A 25,952-nucleotide genomic window follows, 5' to 3' on the forward strand; every position below is an offset into this window, starting at 1 on the left:
TTAAGGGTGCGGGAGAAGGCCGGGAGCAGGGGGCTCAGCGGGCTGATTCAAGTGCTGCGATCCGGGATTCAAGAGGGGGGTGGCTGCTGAAGAGCGCCATCATGCCGCCACCGGCAATGCCGCTAGCCGCCATCTCTTTAGGCAGTTTGCCGGCGTCAATGCTTCCGAGTGCACGCAGGGCCTCGATCATCGGACGGCGGTCGCCGATCAGGGCTGCGGCTCCGGCATCCGCCCGGAATTCACGCTTGCGCGAGAAGTACATGACAACGATGCTTGCAAGGATACCGAAAACGATTTCAAAGGCAATGCTGCTGATCCAGTAGCCGATGCCCGGGCTGCCGGACTCGTCTTCGTCCCTCCGGAGAAAGCTGTCGAGGGCGTAAGCAAAGACGCGCGCCAGAAAAATCACGAAGGTGTTGACGACACCCTGGATGAGGGTGAGGGTGACCATGTCGCCGTTCTGGATATGGGCCACCTCATGAGCCAGTACCGCTTCCACCTGTTTGCGGTCCATGCTGCGGAGAAGACCGCTCGAAACGGCAACAAGCGACTTCGAACGGCTCGGTCCGGTCGCGAACGCATTGGGAGCACCCTCGTAGATTGCTACTTCAGGCATTGCAAGGTCAGCTTTTTTGGAAAGCTGCCGGACCGTATTCAGCAGCCATGACTCGTCCTCGTTCGACGCGCGCAGGATGACCCGTGCCCCGGTGCTCCATTTTGCCATGGTTTTCGACATCAACAGCGATATGAACGAGCCGCCGAAGCCGATGAGGGCGGCAAACGCCAGCAGCATGCCGAGGTCAAGGCCGTTCGACGTCAGAAACCGGTCTACGCCGAGAAGCCGGGCGCTGAAGGACAGCACCAGTATAACGGCAAGGTTGGTTATGAGGAAAAGAAATACGCGTTTCATTGTGGGTATCCTTTATAAGTGATAGAGTTATTTGTGAGGTTGTTGAGAGAGCAAAGGGTTTTATGCGTACCGATGATGCTATAACGAACGAAGGAGGTTCACCCGTTCCCGTCCTCGCATGCTGTCCCCCAGGTGGGAGTTCATGCACTCCGCCCGGACCCTGCCTGCCGTGATGCCGCGATGTATACGGCAACGGCCGCGAGCATCATCGATATGCAGAGCAGCTGGCCCATTGAAAAATCGAGGAACACGAATCCGAGCTGCGCATCCGGCTCCCTGAAATACTCGATGAAAAAGCGTACGAACCCGTACCCGAACAGGTAGACGGCCGAGAGGTAGCCGCTGAAAGGCGCTTGTTTCCTCAGCGTCCAGAGAATGCCGAAGAGCACGATGCCTTCGAAAAACGCTTCATACAGCTGCGATGGGTGGCGGAGCTCATAGGTCGGGGCAAGCGGGAAGTACATGCCGACAGCCGCATCGGTCACCCGGCCGTAGAGCTCGCCATTGATGAAGTTGCCGATGCGCCCGAACGTGTAGCCGAGCGGGACTGCGGGAATGAAAAGGTCAACGGTTTCAAGGAACCCTTTTTTCTGTGACCGCGTGAATGCAAAGAGCGCTATGGTGACCCCGATGAGACCGCCGTGGTAGGACATGCCTGATATCCCGCTGAACGCGCATCCCTCTGCGGTTCCCATCCAGGGAAGCAGGGTACCCAGAGGATCGGCAATGAGGTCCGCCATGCCGTAGAAAAGGAGGTAGCCGATTCTTCCTCCGAGAATCACGCCCACCATCACCCAGGTCAGGGCATCGCCGATGAAGGGTTTCGTGAACGGCAGCTTTTCCGTCCTTATACGATAGTTGGCCAGCAGCCATACGATGGCGAAGGCGACAATGTACATCGTACCATACCAGCGGACGGCAAAGCCGCCGACGCTGAAGATGACGGGGTCCATCTGTGAGGGAAGGTGCTGCCACCAGCTGAGCAGAGTGTTCATTTTTTACGGTTTTCCTGCTATTTACAACTGCGGAACTATTGTATCAAAAAAAAATATCGTTAACTTTCAATCTTGCGCATTTTGTTGCATTTCCATACCCATTAACACACAAAATACCGATAGAATGGCTAAGATACTTGAAGGGCCTGCCATGAAACTGTTCAACAAGTGGGGCATTCCCGTGCCGAACTATGTTGTCATCATGGATCCCGAACGCCTTATGCAGCTCGGAGAAGCTAATAAATGGCTCCGGGATTCGAAACTTGTCGTTAAAGCACACGAAGCCATAGGCGGACGGTACAAGCTGGGCCTTGTCAAGATCGGCCTGAACCTCGAAGAGGCGTATGAGGCAGCAAAAGAAATGATCGGCAGGGAGATCGGCACCGCCGTCGTCCGTCAGGTCATCGTCGCAGAAATGCTTGAGCATGACGCGGAATATTACGTCTCAATCGCCGGCAACCGCGACGGCGCTGAACTCCTGCTCTCCAACAAGGGCGGCGTAGATATCGAAGACAACTGGGACACCGTCAAAAGGCTTTTCATTCCCCTTGACGAGACCCCTTCCCTTGAAAAGCTCACCGAAACGGCAGCGGATGCCGGTTTTACCGGAGAAGTCGCAGAGCGCGTCGCCAAGATCGCCTCACGCCTTATCCTCTGCTTCGACAACGAAGATGCACAGTCCATCGAAATCAACCCGCTTGTCATCCGCAAGAGCGACATGCGCTTTGCAGCGCTTGACGCGGTCATGAACGTCGACTGGGATGCCCGTTTCCGCCATGCGGACTGGGATTTCAAACCGGTTTCCGAAATCGGCCGTCCGTTCACCGAAGCCGAGCAGCAGATCATGGAGATTGATGCACGCATCAAGGGTTCGGTCAAGTTCGTTGAAGTTCCCGGCGGCGAAATCGCCCTCCTGACAGCAGGCGGCGGCGCTTCCGTATTCTATTCCGATGCGGTTGTCGCACGCGGCGGCACCATCGCCAACTATGCAGAATACTCCGGCGACCCGGCCGACTGGGCTGTGGAAGCACTCACGGAGACCATCTGCCAGCTTCCGAACATCAAGCACATCATCGTCGGTGGCGCAATCGCCAACTTCACCGATGTGAAAGCGACGTTCAGCGGCATCATCAACGGGTTCCGTGCCAGCAAGGCAAAAGGCTACCTGGATGGAGTGAAGATCTGGGTGAGGCGTGGCGGACCGAACGAGAACCAGGGTCTTGCCGCCATCAAAAAGCTCGAAGACGAAGGGTTCGACATCCATGTCTACGATCGCACCATGCCGATGACCGATATCGTCGACCTTGCACTGAAAGCGTAAGGCTGACTGGTATCACTGAGGCAAAAGACACAGAAAACTTCTAACTTCATAAAACGGAACGTAACGTGAGCATAATTGCAAATAAAGACACAAGGGTTGTCATCATCGGCGGTGTCGCCGGTGTCAATGCCGCAAAGAGGATGGCGCAGTTCGACTTTCTCATCAACAGGCCTCTCTCAGTCCAGGCATTTGTCTATCCCCCCGAGAAAGGACAGCAGAAAGAGATCTACCGTGGCGGCGAACTGAACAACATTTCAGTATACGCCACCCTTCAGGAGGCTCTTGAGGAGAACCCGCAGATCAATACCGCCCTTATCTACCTCGGCGCATCACGTGCCGCCCAGTCGGCCAGGGAGTGCCTTGAGTCGAAGAACATCCAGCTGGTCTCCATGATCACTGAAGGTGTGCCGGAAAAAGACGCGAAAAAGCTTCGTGCCATGGCCATCAAGAGCGGCAAGATGTTCAACGGCCCGTCCTCGATCGGCATCATGTCGGCAGGCGAGTGCCGTCTCGGCGTCATCGGCGGAGAGTACAAGAACCTCAAGCTCTGCAACCTCTACCGTGCAGGCTCGTTCGGTGTGCTGACCAAGTCGGGAGGCCTTTCGAACGAAACCATGTGGCTCTGCGCCCAGAACGGCAACGGCATCACTTCAGCCGTGGCAATCGGCGGTGACTCCTACCCGGGCACCGACTTTGTCACCTACCTTGAGATGTTCGAGAACGATCCCGAAACCAAGGCTGTTGTCATGGTCGGCGAAGTCGGCGGAACCCTTGAGGAAGAAGCCGCAGAGTGGTTCGGAGCAAAGAAGCGCCGCATCCGCCTCATCGCAGCCATCGGCGGCACCTGCCAGGAAGTTCTGCCCCAGGGCATGAAGTTCGGCCATGCCGGCGCCAAGGAAGGCAAGAAAGGCCTCGGTTCCGCCCGCTCGAAAATCAACTCCCTGCGTGAAGCCGGCGCCCTTGTCCCCGACACTTTCGGCGGACTCTCGAAGGCCATCAAGCAGGTATACCAGGAACTCCTCGCTGAAGGCTCCATCAAGCCGGAGGCCGAGATCGACGACGCGCTGCTCCCCGAGCTGCCGCTGAAGGTACAGGAGATCATGAAGCAGGGTGACGTCATCGTCGAGCCGCTCATCCGCACCACCATCTCCGACGACCGCGGCGAAGAGCCCCGTTATGTCGGTTATGCCGCTTCCGAGCTCTGCGAGAAGGGTTACGGCATCGAAGACGTTCTTGCCCTCCTCTGGAACAAGAAGCTCCCCTCAAGGGAAGAGTCTGAAATCATCAAGCGCATCGTCATGATTTCCGCCGACCACGGCCCGGCAGTGTCTGGTGCTTTCGGTGCAATCCTCGGCGCCTGCGCAGGCATCGACATGCCGCAGGCGGTTTCTGCAGGCATGACCATGATCGGACCCCGTTTCGGCGGCGCCGTCACCAACGCCGGCAAGTACTTTGCCTACGGCGTCAAGGAGTTCCCGAACGACATCCCCGGATTCCTCTCATGGATGAAGCAGAACGTCGGACCGGTACCCGGCATCGGCCACAGGGTCAAAAGCCTCAAGAACCCGGACAAGAGGGTCAAGTACCTTGTCGACTACGTGAAGAACCACACCTCGCTCCATATGCCGATCCTCGACTATGCGCTTGAGGTTGAAAAAGTCACCACCTCGAAAAAGGACAACCTTATCCTCAACGTCGACGGCACCATCGGCTGTATCCTCGTCGATCTGGACTTCCCGGAGCAGTCTCTGAACGGATTCTTCGTCCTGGCCCGCACCATCGGCATGATCGGCCACTGGATCGACCAGAACACGCAGAACGCCCGACTCATCAGGCTCTACGATTACCTGATCAACTACGCGGTGAAAGACGAGCGCGAAGTGCCCGAGAAGAAGTAAGCTTCGGCACTCGGTCATACAGACAGGGAGAGCGGGACTTTCGGGTCCCGCTCTCTTTTTTTTGTCCGGCCGGGGTGAACGAAACCGCTGAAAGAATGCTTGTTGTAACAGAGAGCTGATTTTGCAGAGGATACGTACAGTCCCTCGTCATCAAGCATCACGTCGCCATGGATACAGCGGACCATCACCAGCGTTACGGCAGGGTTGCCAGGATCCGCGGAAGCGTCGTTGACGTTCGTTTCGAGCGCCATCTGCCACCCATCCACACCATTCTGGAGACCGGAAAAGACCGGGAAGTCAAAATCGAAGTGCTGACCCAGCTCGACGACCGCCACATTCGCGGCATCGCGCTGACCGGTACGGAAGGGCTCTGCCGTGCCATGGCCGTCCTCGATACGGGCATGCCGCTCAGGGCCCCTGTCGGCAAGCAGATCCTTTCGCGCATGTTCGATGTTTTCGGCCGACCGATCGATCGAGGTGCCCCACCGCCAGATGTCGAGTGGAGAGGGGTCCACCGCATGCCGCCTCCGCTCGGAAGGCGCTCGACCCGCTCGGAGGTGTTTGAGACCGGCATCAAGATCATCGACCTGCTCTCGCCGCTCGAGAGGGGCGGCAAGGCCGGCCTCTTCGGCGGGGCCGGAGTCGGCAAGACCGTGCTGCTTACCGAAATGATCCACAACATGGTGCACCGTCACCACGGCGTGAGCATCTTCTGCGGCATCGGAGAGCGCTGTCGGGAAGGGGAGGAGCTCTACCGCGACATGCGCGACGCCGGGGTTCTCGACTCCATGGTGATGGTCTTCGGCCAGATGAACGAGCCGCCCGGGAGCCGGTTCCGTGTCGGGCTTGCCGCGCTCACCATGGCCGAGTACTTCCGCGACGACCAGCACGAGGACGTGCTGCTCCTCATCGACAACATCTTCCGCTTCATCCAGGCCGGGAGCGAAATCTCCGGCATGATGGGCCAGATGCCCTCGCGCCTCGGCTACCAGCCGACCATGGGCACGGAGCTCTCGCAGCTCGAAGAGCGCATCGCCAATACCGGTACCGGAGCCATCACCTCCATCCAGGCGGTCTATGTGCCCGCAGACGACTTCACCGACCCTGCCGCGGTCCATACATTCTCCCACCTGTCTGCATCGCTGACCCTTTCGCGCAAGCGGGCAGGAGAGGGGTTTTTCCCGGCAATCGATCCGCTGCAGTCGGGTTCGAAAATGACGGCCCCGTCGATCATCGGCCGCCGCCACTACGACCTCTCGCGCCAGATACGCCGCGTACTGGCCCAGTACTCCGAATTGAAGGACATCATCGCCATGCTCGGCCTCGAACAGCTCTCCGCCGAAGACCGCAAGCTGGTGGCCCGGGCCCGCCGGCTTGAACGATTCCTTACCCAGCCGTTTTTCACGACGGAGCAGTTCACCGGGATCGAAGGCCGGATGGTGTCGCTCAACGATACGATAGACGGATGCGAGCGCATCCTGCGGGATGAATTCGCCGACTATCCGGAAAGCTCGCTCTACATGATCGGCACAGTCGCCGAAGCACGTAAAAACAACGCCGTCCATGCGCCTTGAGCTCCTGCTTCCATTTGGCGTCTTTTCCGTGACGGAAAAGGTCACGCGAATCGTCGCGGAAACCAACTGCGGCTCATGGGGGTTTCTCCCCGGAAGGCGCGACTGCGTCGCCTCGCTCGTGCCGGGAATCCTTGAATACGAAACCCTGGAGTCGGGTGTCTCGTTCGTCGCCGTCGATTGCGGAATCCTCGTCAAGAAAGGGTCCGACGTCGTCGTTTCCGTCCGCCAGGCGGTGGGCGGTGTCGAGCTCGGGGCCCTCGAAAAGGCCGTAAAGGAGGACTTCCTGGAGCTTGACGAACATGAACGCACCATGCATTCGGCTCTTGCCAGGCTTGAAAGCAGTTTCATCCGACGCTATGTTGAATTCTACCATGACTGAACGTCCCGAAGAGAAAGGGCCGCTTTCAAAACGGGTGGGAAGCAGCGAGCAGCGGAAGCTGAAGGCCCGGAAACGCACCATCCGCAACATCTGGTTCGGCTTCTCGCTCTTCGGCCTCATCGGCTGGTCGATCGTCATACCGACGCTGGCCGGCGTGGCGATCGGCCTGTGGATCGACAGCCGCTATCCTTCCGGGCGATCATGGGCGCTGATGCTGCTCGTCGCAGGGCTGGCGGTGGGATGCTGGAATGCGGTGCGATGGATGCTCGAGGAGAAAAAAGAGATGGAGAGGGAGGAGCGTGATGACGAGTGAGATGCTGATGGGTCTCCTGCCGGACCTTCTCGGGGGGCTGCTGCTCGGCTCACTGTTCTTCGGCGGGCTGTGGCTTACCGTCCGCAGGGGGCTCGCCTCTCCCAGGCCGTGGCTCTGGTTCGGGCTCAGCTCGCTCCTGCGCACCATGCTCGTGCTGGCCGGTTTCTGGTGGCTGGCCGGAAATGACTGGCGGGGGTTCCTTGCCGCGCTGCTCGGTTTTACCGCAGCAAAGGTCCTGGCGGCAGTTCTCAGCCGTAAATCGCCGCCCTATGAGGGCCAGGCAAAGGAGGGATAGCCATGCACCTTTCAGGAGATGAGATCATCATCTGGCAGCACGGGTTCGTGAAACTCAACCTTACGATCGCAACCACATGGGCCCTCATGCTGGTCCTTGTCGGGGGATCGGCGTTCGCATCACGCCGGCTGTCGAACGGGATGCACCGGCCACGCTGGCAGAACGTCCTGGAAATCATTGTCGGCATGGCCCGCCGCCAGATCGAGGAGGTGGGGCTCCGCCGCTCGATGCAGTACCTGCCGTACCTCGGAACGCTCTTCATCTTCATCGCGTTCAGCAACCTCTGCACCATCATTCCGGGCTATGAGCCTCCGACCGGGTCGCTGTCGACGACGGCAGCACTGGCCATGTCGGTCTTCGTCGCCGTCCCGCTTTTCGGTATTGCCGAAAGCGGCCTCGGGGGATACCTCTCCACCTACGTGAAGCCGACCCCCATCATGCTGCCCTTCAATATCATCAGCGAACTCTCACGCACGCTCGCGCTTGCCGTGAGGCTTTTCGGCAACATCATGAGCGGCAGCATGATCCTGGCCATCCTGCTGACCGTCACGCCGTTCGTCTTTCCGGTACTCATGAGCGTCCTCGGCCTCCTGACCGGCATGGTGCAGGCCTACATCTTCAGCATCCTTGCGACCGTCTACATTTCCGCGGCCACCAGGGCCCGGAAGGAGTGATTTCCTTTACCGCAACAAAACGGAGCACAGCCATATGGATATCCTTACCATCGTCGCCGCCGTCTCGATCTTCACCGCCGGCATCACCATCGCCGTCGGCTCGATCGGCCCCGCCCTCGGCGAAGGCCGGGCAGTGGCCAGCGCCCTCGAGGCGCTCGCCCAGCAGCCCGACGCTTCCTCGAGCATCACCCGCACGCTTTTCGTCGGCCTTGCCATGATCGAGTCGGTGGCCATCTACTGTTTCGTGACCTCCATGATCCTGATCTTCGCCAACCCCTTCTGGACCATGGCCCTGTCCAAAGCGGGAGGGCACTGATCGATGCTCTTCGACTGGTTCACATTCTGGGCGCAGCTGCTGAACTTCCTCATCCTGGTCTGGCTGCTCAAACGCTTCCTCTACCGGCCCGTCCTGGAGGCCATCGACGAGCGGGAGAAGAAGATCTCGGGGGAACTCCGCGATGCCGATGAGGGCCGCAAACAGGCTGAGCAGGCAATCAGGGAGTGGCAAGAGAAAATGAGCCGGCTGGATGCTCAGGCCGCCGGCATGCTCGAAACGGCCCGGAAGGAGGCCGGGGAGGAGAAGAAGCGGCTGCAGGGCGAGGCGCGCCGCGAGTACGACGAGCTTCGCGGGCGGCTCCGTGAGTCCCTGCACGAGGAACAGGCCGCGCTCGGGAGGACGATCGCCGGCCGGATCCGCGCCGAAGTGTTCCGGGTCTCGGACTCCGTCTTGAACTCGCTCGCCGACAGCGGGCTCCAGGCGCAGATGGCCAGGGCGTTCTCTGGCCGACTCTCTGAAGGCGGCACGGAGGTGGAGGAGCTGCTGAAGTCGGGCGGCACGCCCCTCGTCCTGCGCAGCGGTTTCGAAATGGGGGAGGAGGAAAAGGAACTGGTGCGGAAGACTCTTGCCGACCGGTTCGGTTACAAAGGGCGCCTGGACTTCATGACGGAGGAGTCGTACCGGGGCGGCATCGCTCTCGAGCAGGGAGGCCGAAGCATCGAGTGGAGCGTCAACTCCCGCCTTGAAGCGATCGACGAAGCATCCTCCGCCCTGCTCGACGGGCCGGATGACGAAATGAACGAGGAGGAAGGCCATGCAGGAAAAGACGCTGACTGAGAGCATCGACGCCGCCCTCAGCTCGATTGGGGAAGCGAGCCGAACGACACAGCCCGAGATCGAACTCCGCGAGAACGGGGTGGTCACCACCGTGCTCAACGGTATCGCACTCATCCGGGGGCTGCCGGGAGTGGGCTATGAAGAGCTGGTGGAGATGTCGGGGGGTGTCTACGGAATCGCCTTCAATGTCGATCCTGACGAGGTGGGCGTCGTCCTGCTCGGCGAGTACGCGAAGCTGCAGGCCGGGGGCCGTGCCAGAAGGACCGGCAGGGTCATGGACGTTCCGGTCGGCGACGGACTGCTCGGGAGGGTCGTCAACCCGCTCGGCCGCCCGCTTGACGCAGAGGGGGAACCCCGCTTCTCCGGCCGCCTGCCGATCGAACGCCCATCCCCGGGCATCATGGACCGCAATGCGGTATCGACGCCCCTGCAGACCGGACTGAAGGTGGTCGACGCGATCGTCCCCATCGGCCGGGGGCAGCGCGAACTCATTCTCGGCGACCGCCAGACCGGTAAGACCGCCATCGCCGTCGCCACGATCCTCAACCAGAAAGGGCGAAACGTCATCTGCATCTACTGCGCCATCGGCCAGCGGGCCTCCGCGGTAGCAAAGGTCCTCGCGCAGCTTCGGGAGCACGGGGCCATGGCCCATACCGTCGCCGTCGTCACCGAGGGCAACGACCCCTCCGGCCTCCAGTACATCGCCCCCTACGCTGCGACCAGCATCGGGGAATATTTCATGGAGCAGGGCCGCGACGTCCTCATCGTCTATGACGATCTCACCAACCATGCCCGGGCCTATCGGGAGCTTTCGCTCCTCCTCAAGCGCCCGCCCGGACGGGAGGCCTTTCCCGGCGACATCTTCTATGTCCACTCGCGCCTGCTCGAACGCTCCACCCATCTTCGAAAGGAGCTGGGAGGGGGGAGCCTCACGGCGCTGCCGATCATCGAGACCGAAGCCCAGAACATCTCGGCCTACATCCCCACCAACCTGATCTCCATCACCGACGGGCAGATCTATCTCTCCCCGACGCTCTTCGAGCTCGGCAACCTTCCCGCTGTCGACATCGGCAAATCCGTCTCGCGCGTAGGCGGCAAGGCCCAGCTTGCCGCCTACCGGAGCGTGACGGGCAGGCTCAAGCTCGCCTACGCACAGTTCGAGGAACTTGAGAACTTCGCACGGTTCGGAACGCGACTCGACGAGGCGAGCCGGAAGGCCATCACCCACGGGGAGCGGATCCGGGAGTGCCTGAAGCAGGACGAACTCGACGTGCTCGGCGTCGAGGAGCAGATCCTCATTCTCCTCTCCCTGAGCGAAGGGCAGTTCGACCCGCTTGAGCTTTCGGAGGTATCCGGGGCGATGAAGCGGCTCTCGGCAGCCGCGCGCGAACTTCCCCGCGACCTTCTCGAACGGCTGCACAGCGACCGGCCTCTTTCCGACGAGGACCGCCGGCGCCTCCTGCAGACGGCCGAAGCGGCGTTGCAGAAGAAGAGGACTGCGGGGCGGTTATGAGCGAAACGATTGAGACACTCTCGAGGAAAATCGAGCGCGCCGGGATGCTCCGCTCCGTCGTCCGTACCATGAAGACCCTTGCGGCATCGAGCATCCGGCAGTACGAGGACGCCGTACGCTCCCTCGAGGACTATTACGATACGGTCGAGCTCGGACTTGCCGTGTCGCTTTCCCGCGAGCCGAAACGCGCCGTCGGCAGGCCGGGTCCGCTGAAGCGGGTCGCCATCGTGTTCGGTTCCGACCAGGGGCTCGTCGGGCAGTTCAACGATGTCCTCTCCACGAAGGTCGCCGGAGAGTACCAGGATGATGCTGCGGAGCCGACCATCCTGGCGGTGGGGGAGCGGGTGCATGCGCGCCTCAGTGAGGATGCCGCTCCTCCCGAAGAGCTCTATCTGGTCCCCAGCTCGGTTGGCGCCATCACCGGGCTGGTCTCGGCGTTGCTCGCGCGGACGGAAGCGATCCTGGAAGAACATCACGGCATCGAGGTGACGCTCTTTTTCAACAGCCCGGAGTCGGGCGAGCGCTACCGGCCGACACAAAGCCGCATCCTGCCGCTCGACGAAACCTGGAAGGAGCGCTTGCGCGACAGGCGGTGGCCTTCGCGGACGATCCCCCAGCTCATCGGCGAACCGCTCGACCTTCAGCGCTCCCTTCTCGGGGAGTACCTCTTCGTCTCACTCTTCAGGGCCTCGGCCGAATCGCTGGCGAGCGAGAACTCCAGCCGCCTTGCCGCCATGCAGCGTGCCGAAAAGAACATCGACGACATCCTCGACTCCCTCATGCACCGCTACCACCGCCGGCGCCAGTCGATGATCGATGAGGAGCTCTTCGATGTCGTCTCGGGCTTTACCGCGCTCGGCGGAGCGGAGAGGAAGGAAAAAAGAGGAAACGGAGGCGGAACTTATTGAGCCCGTTCTCCCATTACAACAGGTACTATGAACGGATAGGCCCCGAAAGGGCCGTCTCTGGCCGCCCCCATGCGGCAAAAGGAAGGAGGGTTTCGTGACCTCCGATTGAACCGAACCTACTTGGGGGCGAGCAATGCCGCAGGATGAACTCAGCGTCGTATTCGAAGGTGCAGCCGGCCAGGGGATAAAAGCCATGGCCGACATCCTTGCCGCAACCCTCAAGGACTGCGGCTACTTTGTATCCGTATCGCATGAGTACATGTCCAGGATACGCGGCGGCAGCAATACCGCCCAGATCCGCATCACCGACAAGCCCCGCACCGCCTACACCCGCCGAACCGACATCTACATCGGACTTTCTGCAGAGGCGCTCCGCCGATACCATGAACGCAGCGGTACCGGGAGCGTGGCGTATATCGAACACGACGCACCGAGCGACGGTGTGCCGGGAAAGATCGTTACGACGCCCTTCAGCGAGATGGCTGCCGAGTGCGGCAGCAACCGCTACCGCAACACCGTTGGGGGCGGCATCGTCCTCGGCATGCTCGCGCTTCCGCTGAAACCCTTCATCACCCACCTCGAAGCCGCCTTCGCACGAAGCGGGACCGATGCGATGAAAGGCAACGCGAGAGCCGCGGCGCTCGGGTACGGCTGGGGTGAAGCACACCAGGATGGCGGCATGCCGTTTTCTCCACCTGTCGACACCGACCTGGCCGTCGAACATCTCCTCCTCACCGGTACGCAGGCGCTCGGGATAGGCGCTGTCGCGGCAGGGTGCAACTTCCTCAGCTCTTATCCGATGTCGCCGGCGACCGGGCTCATGACCTTCCTGGCCGCCCATGCCGAGGCGTTCGGGATCGTTGTGGACCAGGCCGAGGACGAGATCGCTGCCCTCAACGCCTGCGTCGGCGCTTCCTTTGCGGGCGCCAGGGCTCTTGCCAGCACCTCCGGGGGAGGATTCGACCTCATGCAGGAGGGACTCAGTCTGGCAGCCATGACGGAGACGCCCGTCGTGATTCATGTCGCCCAGCGACCCGGCCCCGCTACCGGACTGCCGACCCGGACGGAACAGGGCGATCTCTCGCTCGTCCTCCACGGCGGCCACGGAGAGTTTCCGAGGATCGTTCTCGCCCCGGGATCGATCTCCGAGCTCGTCACCGCCATGCAGCAAGCCTTCAGCTCCAGCAGCCGCTACCAGGTACCGGTCATCATTCTCACCGACCAGCACCTGCTCGACCTCGCAACGACGATCCCACGTTCGGTGATCCGCCGCATCGGCTCCTACCCGTCGATCATCCAGACCGCGTGCGGGTACCGCCGCTACGCCTTCACTGCCGACGGCATCAGCCCCAGGGGAGTGCCGGGCTACGGCGAGGGGATCGTGCGCGCCGATTCCGACGAGCACGACGAAAGCGGACTCATCACCGAAAGTTTCGAGATGCGGCGCCGGATGATGGAAAAGCGCCTCAAACGCCGGACCGCGATGGCCAAGGCGGCACTGCCGCCGAGCGCGTTCGGCGATCCCGAATCCGCCCATACCCTGTTCCTCGCCTGGGGATCGACAAGGAGCCTTCTTGAGGAGGCGCTCGAAAAAACCGGTGGAGAGGGATGTGCCGGGCTCCATTTCAGCCAGGTCTATCCGCTCCCGCCGGATGTCTACCGCCTGCTGCAGGGCCGGAGACTGGCGGTCATCGAAAACAATGCAACCGGACAGTTCGCCGATCTTCTGACCCGGGAGGCGGGCGTCGTGGTCTCGCACCGCATCCTGAAGTCGAGCGGCGAACCGTTCGCCGTGGAGGATATCTGCGAAGCACTAAGGGAGATCAGCAATGCATGACTCGCTCGACTCGTTCGACATGCCGGAGACGACGGACGTCGCCTGGTGCCCCGGCTGCGGCAACTTCAAGCTGCTCAGCGCCATGAAGCGTGCCCTTACCGACCTCGACATCGACCGGACGCGGCTCGTCATGGTTTCCGGCATCGGCCAGGCGGGAAAGGCGCCGCAGTACCTCAATACCAACATGTTCAACGGCCTGCACGGCCGGGCACTGCCCGCGGCGCTCGGCATCCGCCTGGCCAACCCCGAGCTCACCGTGGTCGTGGAGTCCGGGGACGGGGACATCTACGGCGAGGGCGGAAACCACTTTCTGCATACCATCAGGCGCAACCCCGATATCACCGTGATCGTGCACGACAACATGGTCTACGGGCTCACCAAAGGGCAGGGATCTCCGACCTCGTGCCGCGGCATGGTTACGCCCGTGCAGGTAAGAGGGGTCGTCATGGAGCCCTTCAACCCGGCGGCCGTCGCCATCGCCATGAACGCCCCTTTCGTCGCACGCGCCTATGCAGGAAACGAGGACGAGACGGCCTCGATCATCATGGAGGCCATCCGTTTCAGGGGCACGGCCCTGGTCGACGTCCTGCAGCCCTGCGTGGTCTTCAACAGCATGAACACCTACGCCTGGTTCGGCGAGCATACCAGACATGTTCCGGAGGAGCATGACCCCGGTGACCGGACGGCCGCATTCGCGCTTGCGACTGCCGAAGGGCCGATCCCGCTCGGCATCCTCTACCGGAAGGAGGGGAGGGAGACCTACGAGGAGCTCGCCTGTTGCGGCAGAACGCCGCTCCACCTTCGCAAGGCACCCGACGAAGCGGAGTTCCAGAACATGCTCGACCTTTACCGGTGAAGGGCCGCAGGCAGGCATTCCCCGGAGACGAGCCGGCAGACGTCCAGATCCATCTCCACCGGCGCTACCACAGCGTGATGGAGTCGTGCAGGGATCTGCAGCCGCTCGTGACGGCAGTCGTCCACCCTGTAGACCGGGCTGCGCTGGAAGCCGCACGCGACGCCGCCGATGAAGGACTGATCACGCCGGTGCTCGTCGGCCCCCGGGGGAGGATCAGGGGGGCGGCCGAAGCCTGCGGAATCGACATATCGCAGTGGCGCATGGTAGACGCCCGCCACAGCCACGAAGCCGCCGACCTGGCCGTAAAACTCGCCGCGGCCCGGGAGGCCGGTGCCATCATGAAGGGATCGCTGCATACTGACGAGCTGCTGCAGCCGATCGTCGCCCGCTCTTCTCCGCTGCGCACCGAGCGGCGGCTTTCGCATGCCTACGCGATGGACACGGCCGGTTACCATAAGTGGCTGCTCGTCACCGACGCCGTCGTCAACATCGCCCCGGACCTCGAGGCGAAGGCGGATATCGTGCGCAACGCTGTCGATCTCTGGAGGGCCTTCAGCGGAAGCCGCGAACCGGCGAAGGTCGCCGTACTCGCGGCCATCGAATTCGTCAACCCGAGGATGGCGGCGACCATCGACGCCGCTGCGCTCTGCAAGATGGCCGACCGCGGACAGATCCAAGGCTGCATCATCGACGGCCCGCTTGCGTTCGACAACGCCGTCAGCCGCGAGGCGGCAGAGCAGAAAGGGATCGTCTCCCCGGTCGCAGGGGATCCCGATATCCTTCTCGTGCCGGACATCGAGGCCGGAAACATCCTCGCCAAGCAGCTCACCTTCATCGACCGTGCCGATGCCGGCGGTCTCGTCATGGGAGGCGTGGTGCCCGTCATGCTCGCAAGCCGGGCCGACAGCCTCCGCACGCGCCTGCTCTCTTGCGCGCTCGGCGTCCTTGCCGCCAGGGAGGCCGAAGGGCGGAGAGGGGAGTAGGGGAAGCAGCCCGGCTCAGTGCTTCTCAGCGAGCGGCTCGCCCCTTCGGGCATACTCCTCGGCAAACTCCGCACCGAAGGCTTCGAGAGTGATTTTGCCATGGGCGGCAGGGGGGTGCTGCAGATAATCCTCGAGCATGCGGCCCAGTCGAAGGCAGCGTCCCATCTCAACAGTGTTGTCGGCGATTTCGGGGGGAAAACCACGCTCGAGCATGCCGGCGTACAGCTCGTCGTCGGCCATGTCGACCCACCGAAGGCCGGGCATCATGACGGCGGCGCCGAGCGTACGGGCGATCGATTGGGTATCGAGACGCTCTCCGTCGATGTAGCGGATGCTCTTGAGGGTGAACTGCAAATCCTTCAGCTCCATGGAAGCCATGTTGGCGACGTCGTCGGGATGGACGAGCGGAATGGACGCGTCCCTGCCGTAGTTGGCGGCGATGATCCCCATACTGCGGATGGTGTCGATGTCCCGGAGGAAGTTGGTGTGGAAGAACCCGGCCCTGAGATGGCGGACATGCACGCCTGAAAGGCTGTTGAGCGCCTCTTCGACATAGTGCAGCGCACCTGCCGGGCCGCATCCTTCACGGAGATGGGCGCCGATGCTGCTGAGGTTGACCACGTATTTCACGCCGGCCCTTGTGATGGCATTGGCGTAGTTGTCGCCGACGTGCGCGATGTAGTTCTTCCAGTTGTCGGTCTGCATGTCGGGTGGCACGAGCGTGAAGAGGGCGTCGACGCCATGGCAGGCAGAGGAGAGGAACTCGAGGTCGAGGAGGCTGCCGACGGCTGCTTTTGCCCCAAGGGCCTCGATGGCGGCCCTCTTTTCAGCCCGGCGGGTGACGACGGTGACGCTGTGGCCGGTACGGACGAGTTTTGCTGCGAGCGGCCTCGACACATGGCCGAGGGATCCGGTGATGAGGTAGTTCATGGGTTGTTCATGATTACGTTCCTGGAATACGCTAGAACCGATCATGAGGGATGGTGGGGCGAGGGGCACCGGGCTGCGGAGGATCGCCGCCCGGAGTACAACCAATCAAACGGCAGCGTGGGGTTAATCAATCCCTGCCGGGATCGATTTTCTTGGTAATAATTAAACATAAAAAGGAGGCCGTTATGCGCGCATCAGTAACAAAAATCGGCAACTCAACAGGAGTGATCCTTCCAAAGGTTGTCGCAGAACGCCTTAAAATCAAGCTGGGCGACATGCTGATTCTGACGGAAACGCCCGAAGGCTATGCGATAACGCCATAAGACCCGGAATTCGCCGAACAGATGGAGGCTTTTCAGGCTGGCTGAAAATGAATTCGGTTCTTCGACCATGACCGATGAGAGCCCGGCATCGCAGGCTACCATTTACGGGGGGAGATGATTGCCTCGGCGGCAGAGGCTCATTTCGCTTTATCCATATTTGTTGTATAATATAAATTATGTAAAGCTGGATAATGGGCCAAGTGATTCTGGTGGTACTTCAACCATGAATCATATAAATTGTATTGCAATTGCAACGCAAAACACGTAACACCATGAAGAAATCAGCATCACTTCCTTCAATAAGGATAAATCCCGAGCTCCGTACCGCTGCAGAAGGGGTTTTGCGCGAAGGGGAAACGCTGTCTGGATTCATTCTTGACTCTCTCTGCACGAATATTGAGCGGCGTAAACTTCAGACCTCTTTTTTGGAAAAAGGACTCAAGGCTCTTGATGAGTCTGAGGCTACCGGTGAGTATTACGATGCTGATGATGTGCTGGCAGAGTTGAAGCAGATGTTGGTGGAGTCAAAAACCGGGAAAAAGTTTTGACGTATCACATCAGATTTACCCGTCTTGCGAAGGAAGATCTGATGCGGCTTTATGTATTCCGCTTACATACTGACCATGCATCAGCTGTTGATGCACTTGAGGCAATAACACATGGGATTGATTTTCTGCATCGCTTTCCATTCAGTTGCAGAAGGATTCACCATGACAGCCCATTTTTACGTGAGCTGATTATTTCATTTGGTTCGACTGGCTATGTGGCCCTGTTTAAAATAGATGATCATCACGTTGTCAAGATTCTGGCTATACGCCATCAACATGAAGACGATTATTATACCTGACAGGTATTCATGCAGCACAAACGGCCGTCCACTCCCTGCAGGAATGGCCGGCCGTTTGTTTTTACTTGCTTGAGTGAATCCGGACTTATTCCGTAATGGCTTTCATCATGTCCTTGATGTTGCCCGGTGTGCTCACGATCTTCATGAATGTGCCCATGGAGAGTTCCGGCCAGCTGAGTGCCAGGCGGTATTTGCCGGGCAGCATGGTGACGGTATTGCCTTCAAGAATGATTTCGTAGGGCATGGCTGCGATGTTCTCCTCACCGATTTTCGGCAGGAACTTTGCCTCTCCATCCTTCGGGTCATGCAGACCGACGCCTATGACGGCGATTTTCTTTGCAGGAAACACCAGTCGATAGACCTCTTTTGCATGGACATTGTTCTTCTTCAAATGTCCGTCGATTGTTTCCAGACCCTTTTCAAATGAGCTGTAGGTGTTGAGCCTTTCTGGATCTCCGAAGTCCGGCATGATGATTTTGTACCGGTACTTCCAAAGTTTTTCGGCACGCATGCCGCCTCCAAAGCCGGTAAATTCGTTCCCAAGCGGTCCCATGGCCGCTTTAACGTCCGCAGTAACCGTTCCGAGTACTTTCTGATGCTTCGGGCTCTCCTTCCGGAGATATGCGTTGAAGAGATACGGAGGGTTCAGATAGGACACCGTGACTGCATGGTTCTTTTTAACCAGTCCGACCTTCAGGACTGCCGCCATGGCACCCCGATCAGCTACACTCGAGACAGCTCTTTTCAAATCCGTCCTGGTATAGGCAATGACCCGAAGGTCCGGGTTGTTTTCCGGGCTGTAGGCACCCAGTATTTCGAACCCTTTCGAACCAAGACCCGCTTTCACCTCGGCGGCAACCGTTTCCATGTTTTTCGATACCTCACCGACCTTGATGTACGCCGGTATGTCAAGGGCGTGCTTTTCGGCCCTGAGCGGCGCAGATGCACCTATCATGAGCAGGAGAAAGATCCATAACTGTTTCATGTTACGAGTGTTGAAGGTTTTTCGGATTGTTACTTTTTGGATACCCTGTATCGATATATATCGATACATTAACAATCGTTAACATAATATCCAAACAGAAAGCATCCGGACCACTCAATTTCAGTTGGATACCTTGCGGTAGCGGTTGAGGGCGAGGGCCAGCATGAGGGCAGCATCCGCAGTCAGAATGGAAAGCGGAAGGGCGATTTCGCGGATGCCGGCCCCCTTCAGCATGACTCTGCGCATGATGTCGACGAAATGCCGGACGGGATTAGCCATGGTCATATTCTGCGCCCAGTGCGGCATGCTTTCAATCGAGGTAAAGAGACCGCTCATGAGGGTGAAGATGACCATGAAGAACCATGCAATGAACATGGCCTGCTGCTGGGAATCGGTGAGGGTTGAGATAAGCAGGCCCATGCCGAGGACCACCAGCATGTAGATTGCGGCGACGAGATAGACGGTGAAGTAGCTGCCGAGCATCGGGACATCGAACCCTATGCGGGCAATGAGAAGCCCCAGGGTAAGTTCACCGAGGCCTATGATCCAGAACGGAAGAAGCTTGCCCGTAATGAACTGGTAACGCTTCAGGGGCGTCACATTGATCTGGTCGATGGTACCGATCTCCTTCTCCCGGACGATGTTCATTCCCGACAGAAAGAGCCCGACCATGGTCACCAGAATAACAAGAATCCCTGGAACCATGTAATCGGAATAGCGGAGCTCGGGGTTGTACCAGGCGGAAGACTTGACGACGATCTCTCTGACAGCCGACCCGCTCTGCATGCCGGGAAGGACGGCAGGCAGGGTGCGGTTGAATGCCTGGACGATTTCATTGGAATAGGCCTGGATGACTCCCGCCGAGAACCCGTCTTCGGCATTGATGACGAGCTGTACCCGGCTCTCTCTACCGGTCATGAGCTCCTTTTCAAAGTCTCGAGGGATGACGAGCACGAGATCGGCTTTACCTGCCACGAGCTGGTTGATCGCCTCGCCTTCGGCAAATGACTCCCCGGTGAGCAGGAACCAGCCGGACCCGGTAAACTGTTCGCGGAACGCTCTGGACAGAGACGTCCGGTCAAGATCCTGGAGATGGAACGCCACGTTCTTCACGTCGAAGGTCGCCGCATTCGAGAGAATCACCAGCTGGATGAAGGGCATGATGAATATGATCGGCAGCATGCCCCTGTTGCGGAATATCTGCAGAAACTCTTTCTGCAGCAGATACCCTATAGCCTTCATATCGACATGGTTTGGTTCGGGGGCTACTGGAGCCGCTCCTTGAATTTCCTGACACTTGCAGCCACAAGGACGCCGGTCATCACCACAAGCACGAGCGTTTCCTGCCATAGGATGCTGATGCCAGCTCCTTTCAGCATGATGGCTCTTACAATCTCCAGATACCACCTGGCGGGGATGATGTTGCTGATCACCTGCAGCGGAAGCGGCATGCTCTCGACCGGAAAGATGAACCCCGAGAGCAGTATGGTCGGAAGCAGGAGCCCGCCGAGGGAGATCATCATGGCGACCTGCTGTGAGTTCGTCATGGTGGAGATGAAGATGCCGAGCGAGAGCGCCGTCATGATGAAAAGAAGGGATTCCATAAGCAGAAGGAGATAACTCCCCCGGCATGGAACACCGAACACTACGGAGGCAATGGCGACAATGCTGACGACGTTGACAAAAGAGAGAATGAAATACGGGACCACCTTGCCGAGAATTATCTGCACCGGCCTCAAACTGGAGACCAGCAGCACCTCCATGGTGCCGCTCTCTTTTTCCCGGGTTATGCTGATGGATGTCATGAGGGCGGAAACCAGCATAAGGATCATGGCCATGAGGCCGGGAACGAAGAGATAGACGCTTTTCAGGGAAGGGTTGAACATCATGAGGGGTTCAGCCACAACTCCCCTCTCCCCTTCAAGGGGACGCGAGGACTGGCGAAGGTAGTCAAGAACGGCAGCCGTCGTGTAACCGGTGATGATGCGGGAGACGTTCGGATCTGACCCGTCGGTGATCACCTGCAGCTCCGCCTTCCGGTCCCGCTCGAGCCGGACCCCGAAACCGGGTTCAAAAACGATGGCCTCATCAATGCCGCCACCGGCAAAGAGCCGGGCGATGGCGGCCGGCGACTCAGGCTCACCGGCCAGGACGAACGTGCCGGACGAAAGGAGTGTATTGGTAATGCCACGGGTCACGCTGTCATGGGAGAGGTCGGAGACGGCGATTTTCACTTCGTTGATCTCGTTGCGTATGGCGTAGCCGAACAGAAGAAGCTGGATGATGGGCATGCCGAACAGGATTGCAGCAGAGCGCCTGTCACGGAAGATATGGAGGAACTCTTTTTTCACGAACCCCATGAAACTCGAAGCGGTGCCTTTTCTCTTCTTCATGATGCCCCCCCCTTTGCGGGCCGGGCCAGGCGGATGAACAGTTCATCCATGCTCTCTACTCCAAACTGGCGTTGCAGTTCCAAGGGAGTGTCGAGCGCGGCGATGCGGCCGTCCACCATGATGGAGACCCGGTCGCAGTATTCAGCTTCATCCATATAGTGGGTTGTGACAAAGACCGTCAGGCCGCGCTCTGCCGATTCATATATCATCTCCCAGAACCGGCGGCGGGTCAACGGGTCGACGCCTCCGGTCGGTTCATCGAGAAACACGATCCTTGGTTCATGCATCACGGCGACGGAAAACGCCAGTTTCTGTTTCCAGCCGAGCGGCAGCGCCTTCAGGCGGACGTCGGCTACTGAGGCAAGACCGAGCGTATCAATCAGAGCTCTGCCCTTTTCTTTGATTTCCTTGCGGTGGAGTCCGTAGATTCCCCCGAAAAAACGGATATTCTCCAAGGGCGTCAAATCGTCGTAGAGGGAAAACCGCTGGCTCATATAGCCGATGTTGCGCTTGATGTCCTCAGCCCCTGTATACACATCGAATCCTGCAACGGATGCGTTGCCGGAGGATGGCGCCAGCAGGCCTGTCAGCATCTTGATCGCCGTCGTCTTGCCCGCCCCGTTCGCACCGAGGAACCCGAACACCTCTCCCCCGCCAACGGAAAACGATATCGCATCGACCGCCCTGAACTCCCCGAACACCTTCGTGAGCCCTTCGGCATTGATGACGTTGCCGGTGACATCTTTAACGACATCATTACCGATATCATGACCGATATCATTACCACCCACAGTAATGGGACCTCTTGTGACGGACTCAGTCATCCCCCTCCCCCCTTCCCTGCTTCATGAGGGCCATGAACGTGTCTTCTATGCCGGGCCTGACCGGTTCGACCATAACGTCCTGCAGCCCCCGGCTCTGGAGATGTGCCTTGATCTCTCCGGCTGATGCAATGGCGCGGCGGTCGGCATAGTGCACCGAACTGCCGAAGGCATAGGCCGAAAGCGCATGCTCAAACCCTCTCAGCTCCCTCAGCAGGCGGTGTTTTTCGCGGGCACGCACTGCAAACAAGGGGGCGGTGAAGAGCGCAGTGACCCCCTCCGGGGTATCTATGGCAAGCAAAGAGCCTTCCTGCAGGAATGCCACCCGGTCGCAGAGGGATGCTTCATCCATGTAGGGTGTCGAGACCACGATGGTTATGCCCTGCGTCCTGAGGCGCTGGAGCATCTCCCAGAACTCCCGGCGTGAGACGGCATCGACCCCTGTCGTCGGCTCATCGAGCAGGAGGAGGTCGGGCCGGTGCACGAGAGCGCAGCAAAGGGCGAGCTTCTGCTTCATTCCCCCTGAGAGCTTGCCCGCCCTGCGGGTGCGGAACGGCTCGAGCTGGCTGTAGATGTCTCGGATGAGTTCATAGTTCTCTTCGACCGTCGTATTGAAAACGGTGGCAAAAAAGCGGAGGTTCTCTTCAACGCTGAGATCCTCGTAGAGCGAGAAGGTCCCGGGCATGTAGCCGATCCGGCTGCGTATGCTTCGATACTCCTTCACCGGGTCGAGACCGAGCACTTCTGCTTTTCCGTGGTCGGCAACGAGCAGGGTGCAGAGGATCCTGATGAGGGTCGTTTTGCCGGCGCCGTCGGCACCGATCAGTCCGAACAGCTCCCCCTCATCAACCCCGAGGGCAATGTTGCGGAGTGCAGAAACGGCACCGAATGACTTTTCAACGCCTTCAAGGCTGATGGCCTTACCCATTCTCTCAGGGCTCCTTCAGGCGCATTTCGCCCGGCATGCCTATTTTGAGAATGCCGTTCGGGTTTTTGACGAGGATCTTCAAGGCGTATACCATGTTGATGCGGTCCTCCCGGGTCTGTATGATCTTGGGCGTGAACTCGGCCTTTGAAGAGATCCATGTAATGGTGCCCCGAAGCCTGCTATCGGCCGGTTTGCGCCCGTCGATAAGGACGTCTACCTCCTGGCCTATCCTGATGGAGGGAAGCTGGCGGGCACCGACGTAGGCCCTCAGGTACATGTTGTCGAGATCGGCTATCCGGTAGAGTGGTTTTCCAGGCGAAACGAGTTCGCCCGGCTCTGCATACTTTGCGAGCACCGTGCCCTCAATGGGAGAGCGGATGGTGCTCCGCCCGATCTGGTCACGGAGCTGACAGATCCGCGCTTCCATGGACTGCAGCTCGGCGTTGATTTCCGGAGTCCTGGAGTTGACGGATTGAATCTGGCGCTCCATAACCTTCACCTCGTTCCGGATATCCTCAAGCTGCTTGGCCGGTGCGGCACCATCGGCCACAAGCCGGGTGTAGCGCTCCACGTCGTGCTGGAGGTTCCGGCGTTTCTGGCGGTAGACGCCGGATTCAGCGCTGAGGGAGGGTTTTTTTGCCTCCAGGGCTTTCTGCTGCGCCTCCAGCTGCAGAAGGCTGAACTGCAGCTGGGTCGTATCGATAATGGCTGTCAATGCACCCTTTTTCAGCCGGTCTCCTTCCTCGAGCGGAAACTCCAGAAGCCGTCCTGCCGTTTCGGATGAAACCACAACCTCCGTGGACTCGAAATTCCCATAAGCATCCGACGCACTCTGGCCGGAGCATCCGGCAAGCCCAATTGTGAGAGTAACGCCGAGGATGGCTCTTCTTGCTATCGGTGAAGGGTGTTTCATGATGCTGTCGATGGTTTCAGTAGTTCTGCAATCCAGACGGGAACAAGCGCCCGGCGTTCATCGAGCGCCCGGCGGTACTCGGCGTCGGTCCTGCCTGTAATGGCCTGCATGGCCCGGGCTGCGACAAAGGGAAAGGCAGAGAGCGAGAGCAGATTAAGGAGAAACTGCACGGCGTCCATCCGGCGGAACTCGCCACGGTCCGCACCTTCATCAAGTTCACGCTGCAGTCGCTCAAGGGCAAGTAGGTTTTTTGTGCCGATGATATCGCTGAAGCGCCCGGGGTTGCGGTGCATTTCATGGACTACGAAGCCGGGAAGAAAGGGATACTTCTGCACGGTGTCGAAATAGCTGTCAACAAACGCACGGACCTTTTCCTGCAGGGGCTCGTCAGAAGCAAGCGTTGCAAAGACAGGCGGCATAAGACGGGCTACGGCCGCCGCAAACACCGCATTGAAGAGTCGGTCCTTGCTTCGGAAATAGTAATGCAGCAGCGCCTTGTTGATGCCTGCCCCGTCGGCAATCTCCTGCATTCTCGCCCCTTCGTAGCCTCTCTGGTAAAACACATCTTCAGCGCTCTGCAGAATTCTGTTTTGCGTATCGCTCTCTGTGCTCATTTTCCAGGGCTCCCTCTGTTTCCCGTTTATCTATCAAGTTTAACCATAAAGTTAAACTATCCAATCAAACGTCCAAGAGAAACGTTCCCATCAGCCACATTTTCTTATATTGACCGAAGTCACCGCCCTTTGAAATAGAGAACGGAAGCACGCAATGAAGGATCACTCCCCGAGAAAACCCGAATGGCTGAAACAGCGGCTGAGCGCCGGTGACGGGTTTGGTGCGCTCCAGAGGCTTCTCTCTTCCAAAGGCATCCATACCGTATGCCGTTCGGCAAAATGCCCTAACCTGCAGGAGTGCTGGTCAGAGGGCACCGCAACCTTCCTTCTTCTCGGCAACGTCTGTACCAGAACCTGCAGGTTCTGCGCAATCGATACATCGAGAACGCCAGCCGCCCCTGAAACCGATGAACCGGAACGGGTTGCAGCGGCTGCCAGGACCATGGCATTGCAGTTCGTGGTGCTGACGAGCGTGACAAGGGACGATCTCCCGGACGGCGGAGCCGCACACTGGGTGGAAACCATACGTGCAATCCGGAAGGCCAGCCCCCGGGCCGGCATCGAATGCCTCATCCCTGATTTTGCCGGAAACGAAGCAGCTCTCGACCTGGTATGCAAAGAACGTCCGGATGTGCTCAACCATAACATTGAAACCGTTCCGAGGCTGTACGAAAAAGTAAGGCCGGAGGCACGCTACCGCCGCTCGCTTGATCTGCTTCAGCGCGCAGCATCACTATTCGGGCTCACCACCAAGTCAGGCATGATGGTCGGTATGGGGGAATCATTCGAAGAGGTAGGCGAAGCCCTTCAGGACCTTGCCCGCCATGGATGCCGGATGATCACCATCGGCCAGTACCTCCAGCCGAGTGCCCGCCATATCCCTGTGGAACGCTATGTCACTCCTGAAGAGTTCGCAGGCTTCCGTGATCTTGCCCTCTCGCTCGGCTTCAGCAGCGTCCAGTCGGGGCCTTTTGTCAGAAGTTCATATCATGCCGCAGCTTCAAGCGCGGCATGCACACCCGTCCCATAACCCTCAATCATCATCACCATGGAGTTGACACCGCCAATGATGGTCTTTCTGTACTGGGCCATCGCCATCCTCATCGGCCTTGTGTTCTTCCGTTCCGACATCCTTACATTCAATAAGGATTTCGGGCCGCGGAGAATCATCCTGCTGGCCCTGTCTGCTGCGATCGTTGCCCTGAATGCCTGGGTCTACAGCAATTCCACGTATGACGGTGGCCGCGCGCTCGATCCCCTTACCCTCATTGTATTCAGCATCGGCAACGGAATCGCCGAAACCTTCATGTTCTATGCCGTCTTCCGCATCGGGACCGCCATGGCTGAAAAAGCCACCATGAACCCCTGGGTGGTGTTCAGCGCCGGATTTCTCTGCTTCATCATATACAGCGGGCTGATTCACGGCCTCTTCTGGCTGGCCATTCTTCCCGAGCACGTCGACCAGTCGAGCCCGTTCAAACCCTTCTTCATGCCGGTGCAGATGATGATTGCCGGAAGCTGGGCACTCAGCTTCTTCTGGTACCGCGACATCCGCTCAGTCATCATCCTCCACGCCCTTGTGGATCTCACCATGGCCTGGAATGTAAAGTTCTCGCTCTTCAACTGAC

At 59.3% G+C, this 25,952-nt stretch carries 27 protein-coding genes and 2 pseudogenes; 19 read left to right on the forward strand and 10 right to left on the reverse strand.

Features of this window, described 5'->3' with window-relative positions; translation table 11 throughout:
* Positions 1-34 precede the first annotated feature (34 nt).
* On the reverse strand, positions 35-910 hold the full coding sequence (htpX, locus tag PLUT_RS05525; RefSeq protein WP_011357793.1) for a protease HtpX: 876 nt from the start codon (positions 908-910) through the stop codon (positions 35-37).
* 140 nt (positions 911-1,050) lie between these two features.
* Positions 1,051-1,905, reverse strand: a complete 855-nt coding sequence (gene lgt / locus PLUT_RS05530; RefSeq protein WP_011357794.1) for a prolipoprotein diacylglyceryl transferase — start codon at positions 1,903-1,905, stop codon at positions 1,051-1,053.
* A 124-nt stretch (positions 1,906-2,029) separates the two neighbouring features.
* Here lgt and PLUT_RS05535 point away from each other — a divergent pair, with 124 nt between their 5' ends.
* The 14 genes from PLUT_RS05535 (at position 2,030) to PLUT_RS05600 (ending at position 15,570) form a co-directional block, all read left to right on the forward strand.
* The gene (locus tag PLUT_RS05535; protein ID WP_011357795.1) at positions 2,030-3,226 is read left to right on the forward strand and encodes an ATP citrate lyase citrate-binding domain-containing protein; all 1,197 of its coding nucleotides are present in this window, start codon (positions 2,030-2,032) and stop codon (positions 3,224-3,226) included.
* Positions 3,227-3,291: 65 nt separating this feature from the next.
* Positions 3,292-5,124 (forward strand): citrate/2-methylcitrate synthase, encoded by a 1,833-nt coding sequence (locus PLUT_RS05540; protein WP_011357796.1) that lies wholly within the window; start codon positions 3,292-3,294, stop codon positions 5,122-5,124.
* Between the two features lie 167 nt (positions 5,125-5,291).
* Positions 5,292-6,698: a F0F1 ATP synthase subunit beta gene (gene atpD / locus PLUT_RS05545; protein ID WP_011357797.1), complete on the forward strand. Its 1,407-nt coding sequence runs from the start codon at positions 5,292-5,294 to the stop codon at positions 6,696-6,698.
* Positions 6,688-7,077 carry a F0F1 ATP synthase subunit epsilon gene (locus PLUT_RS05550; protein WP_011357798.1) on the forward strand — a complete coding sequence of 130 codons (390 nt, stop codon included), beginning with the start codon at positions 6,688-6,690 and terminating at the stop codon, positions 7,075-7,077. Before atpD ends, PLUT_RS05550 begins: the two co-directional genes overlap by 11 nt.
* Entirely contained in the window at positions 7,070-7,390 is a 321-nt protein-coding gene (locus tag PLUT_RS05555) for an AtpZ/AtpI family protein (protein ID WP_011357799.1), read from the forward strand. The genes PLUT_RS05550 and PLUT_RS05555 overlap by 8 nt, the downstream gene beginning before the upstream one ends.
* Positions 7,380-7,685: an ATP synthase subunit I gene (locus PLUT_RS05560; RefSeq protein WP_011357800.1), complete on the forward strand. Its 306-nt coding sequence runs from the start codon at positions 7,380-7,382 to the stop codon at positions 7,683-7,685. Before PLUT_RS05555 ends, PLUT_RS05560 begins: the two co-directional genes overlap by 11 nt.
* Positions 7,686-7,687: 2 nt before the next feature.
* The gene (locus PLUT_RS05565; protein ID WP_011357801.1) at positions 7,688-8,359 is read left to right on the forward strand and encodes a F0F1 ATP synthase subunit A; all 672 of its coding nucleotides are present in this window, start codon (positions 7,688-7,690) and stop codon (positions 8,357-8,359) included.
* 34 nt (positions 8,360-8,393) lie between these two features.
* Positions 8,394-8,675, forward strand: coding sequence for a F0F1 ATP synthase subunit C (locus tag PLUT_RS05570; protein ID WP_011357802.1), 282 nt, complete (start codon positions 8,394-8,396; stop codon positions 8,673-8,675).
* Positions 8,676-8,678: 3 nt separating this feature from the next.
* Positions 8,679-9,473 carry a F0F1 ATP synthase subunit B gene (gene atpF / locus PLUT_RS05575; protein WP_011357803.1) on the forward strand — a complete coding sequence of 265 codons (795 nt, stop codon included), beginning with the start codon at positions 8,679-8,681 and terminating at the stop codon, positions 9,471-9,473.
* Entirely contained in the window at positions 9,451-10,986 is a 1,536-nt protein-coding gene (locus PLUT_RS05580; RefSeq protein WP_011357804.1) for an alternate F1F0 ATPase, F1 subunit alpha, read from the forward strand. The genes atpF and PLUT_RS05580 overlap by 23 nt, the downstream gene beginning before the upstream one ends.
* On the forward strand, positions 10,983-11,894 hold the full coding sequence (locus PLUT_RS05585; RefSeq protein WP_011357805.1) for a F0F1 ATP synthase subunit gamma: 912 nt from the start codon (positions 10,983-10,985) through the stop codon (positions 11,892-11,894). The genes PLUT_RS05580 and PLUT_RS05585 overlap by 4 nt, the downstream gene beginning before the upstream one ends.
* A gap of 133 nt (positions 11,895-12,027) precedes the next feature.
* Positions 12,028-13,731, forward strand: coding sequence for a 2-oxoacid:acceptor oxidoreductase subunit alpha (locus PLUT_RS05590; RefSeq protein WP_011357806.1), 1,704 nt, complete (start codon positions 12,028-12,030; stop codon positions 13,729-13,731).
* On the forward strand, positions 13,724-14,587 hold the full coding sequence (locus PLUT_RS05595; protein ID WP_011357807.1) for a thiamine pyrophosphate-dependent enzyme: 864 nt from the start codon (positions 13,724-13,726) through the stop codon (positions 14,585-14,587). Before PLUT_RS05590 ends, PLUT_RS05595 begins: the two co-directional genes overlap by 8 nt.
* A complete protein-coding gene (locus PLUT_RS05600; RefSeq protein WP_011357808.1) occupies positions 14,584-15,570 on the forward strand; it encodes a phosphate acetyltransferase in 987 nt (328 codons plus the stop codon). The genes PLUT_RS05595 and PLUT_RS05600 overlap by 4 nt, the downstream gene beginning before the upstream one ends.
* 15 nt (positions 15,571-15,585) lie before the next feature.
* On the opposite strand, the gene PLUT_RS05605 is transcribed toward PLUT_RS05600, so the two are convergent.
* A complete protein-coding gene (locus tag PLUT_RS05605; RefSeq protein WP_041463829.1) occupies positions 15,586-16,500 on the reverse strand; it encodes an NAD(P)H-binding protein in 915 nt (304 codons plus the stop codon).
* Between the two features lie 185 nt (positions 16,501-16,685).
* On the opposite strand from PLUT_RS05605, the pseudogene PLUT_RS11490 reads away from it, so the two are divergent.
* The 3 genes and pseudogenes from PLUT_RS11490 to PLUT_RS11495 all read left to right on the forward strand — a co-directional run.
* Positions 16,686-16,820: pseudogene (locus tag PLUT_RS11490) on the forward strand (AbrB/MazE/SpoVT family DNA-binding domain-containing protein); the annotation flags it as partial.
* A gap of 275 nt (positions 16,821-17,095) precedes the next feature.
* Positions 17,096-17,371, forward strand: a complete 276-nt coding sequence (locus tag PLUT_RS05615) for a YlcI/YnfO family protein (protein WP_011357810.1) — start codon at positions 17,096-17,098, stop codon at positions 17,369-17,371.
* A complete protein-coding gene (locus PLUT_RS11495; protein WP_081423680.1) occupies positions 17,368-17,670 on the forward strand; it encodes a type II toxin-antitoxin system RelE/ParE family toxin in 303 nt (100 codons plus the stop codon). Before PLUT_RS05615 ends, PLUT_RS11495 begins: the two co-directional genes overlap by 4 nt.
* An 85-nt stretch (positions 17,671-17,755) precedes the next feature.
* Here the strand turns inward: PLUT_RS11495 and PLUT_RS05620 are convergent, their stop codons facing one another.
* From PLUT_RS05620 to PLUT_RS05650, 7 genes are all read right to left on the reverse strand, one after another.
* On the reverse strand, positions 17,756-18,655 hold the full coding sequence (locus PLUT_RS05620; RefSeq protein ID WP_041463831.1) for a hypothetical protein: 900 nt from the start codon (positions 18,653-18,655) through the stop codon (positions 17,756-17,758).
* A 120-nt stretch (positions 18,656-18,775) separates the two neighbouring features.
* Positions 18,776-19,897 (reverse strand): ABC transporter permease, encoded by a 1,122-nt coding sequence (locus PLUT_RS05625; protein WP_011357812.1) that lies wholly within the window; start codon positions 19,895-19,897, stop codon positions 18,776-18,778.
* 23 nt (positions 19,898-19,920) lie between these two features.
* Positions 19,921-21,048, reverse strand: coding sequence for an ABC transporter permease (locus PLUT_RS05630; RefSeq protein ID WP_011357813.1), 1,128 nt, complete (start codon positions 21,046-21,048; stop codon positions 19,921-19,923).
* Positions 21,045-21,872, reverse strand: a complete 828-nt coding sequence (locus tag PLUT_RS05635; protein ID WP_011357814.1) for an ABC transporter ATP-binding protein — start codon at positions 21,870-21,872, stop codon at positions 21,045-21,047. Before PLUT_RS05635 ends, PLUT_RS05630 begins: the two co-directional genes overlap by 4 nt.
* A complete protein-coding gene (locus PLUT_RS05640) occupies positions 21,865-22,797 on the reverse strand; it encodes an ABC transporter ATP-binding protein (protein ID WP_011357815.1) in 933 nt (310 codons plus the stop codon). The genes PLUT_RS05635 and PLUT_RS05640 overlap by 8 nt, the downstream gene beginning before the upstream one ends.
* Before the next feature lie 4 nt (positions 22,798-22,801).
* Positions 22,802-23,710, reverse strand: coding sequence for an HlyD family secretion protein (locus PLUT_RS05645; RefSeq protein WP_011357816.1), 909 nt, complete (start codon positions 23,708-23,710; stop codon positions 22,802-22,804).
* Positions 23,707-24,324: a TetR/AcrR family transcriptional regulator gene (locus tag PLUT_RS05650; protein WP_011357817.1), complete on the reverse strand. Its 618-nt coding sequence runs from the start codon at positions 24,322-24,324 to the stop codon at positions 23,707-23,709. The genes PLUT_RS05645 and PLUT_RS05650 overlap by 4 nt, the downstream gene beginning before the upstream one ends.
* Before the next feature lie 151 nt (positions 24,325-24,475).
* Between PLUT_RS05650 and lipA the strand changes: the two are divergent.
* Positions 24,476-25,354: pseudogene (gene lipA, locus PLUT_RS05655) on the forward strand (lipoyl synthase); the annotation flags it as partial.
* 36 nt (positions 25,355-25,390) lie between these two features.
* On the forward strand, positions 25,391-25,951 hold the full coding sequence (locus PLUT_RS05660) for a hypothetical protein (RefSeq protein WP_011357819.1): 561 nt from the start codon (positions 25,391-25,393) through the stop codon (positions 25,949-25,951).
* Position 25,952: the final 1 nt, after the last annotated feature.

This window comes from Pelodictyon luteolum DSM 273, from assembly GCF_000012485.1.
GTDB lineage: Bacteria > Bacteroidota > Chlorobiia > Chlorobiales > Chlorobiaceae > Chlorobium > Chlorobium luteolum.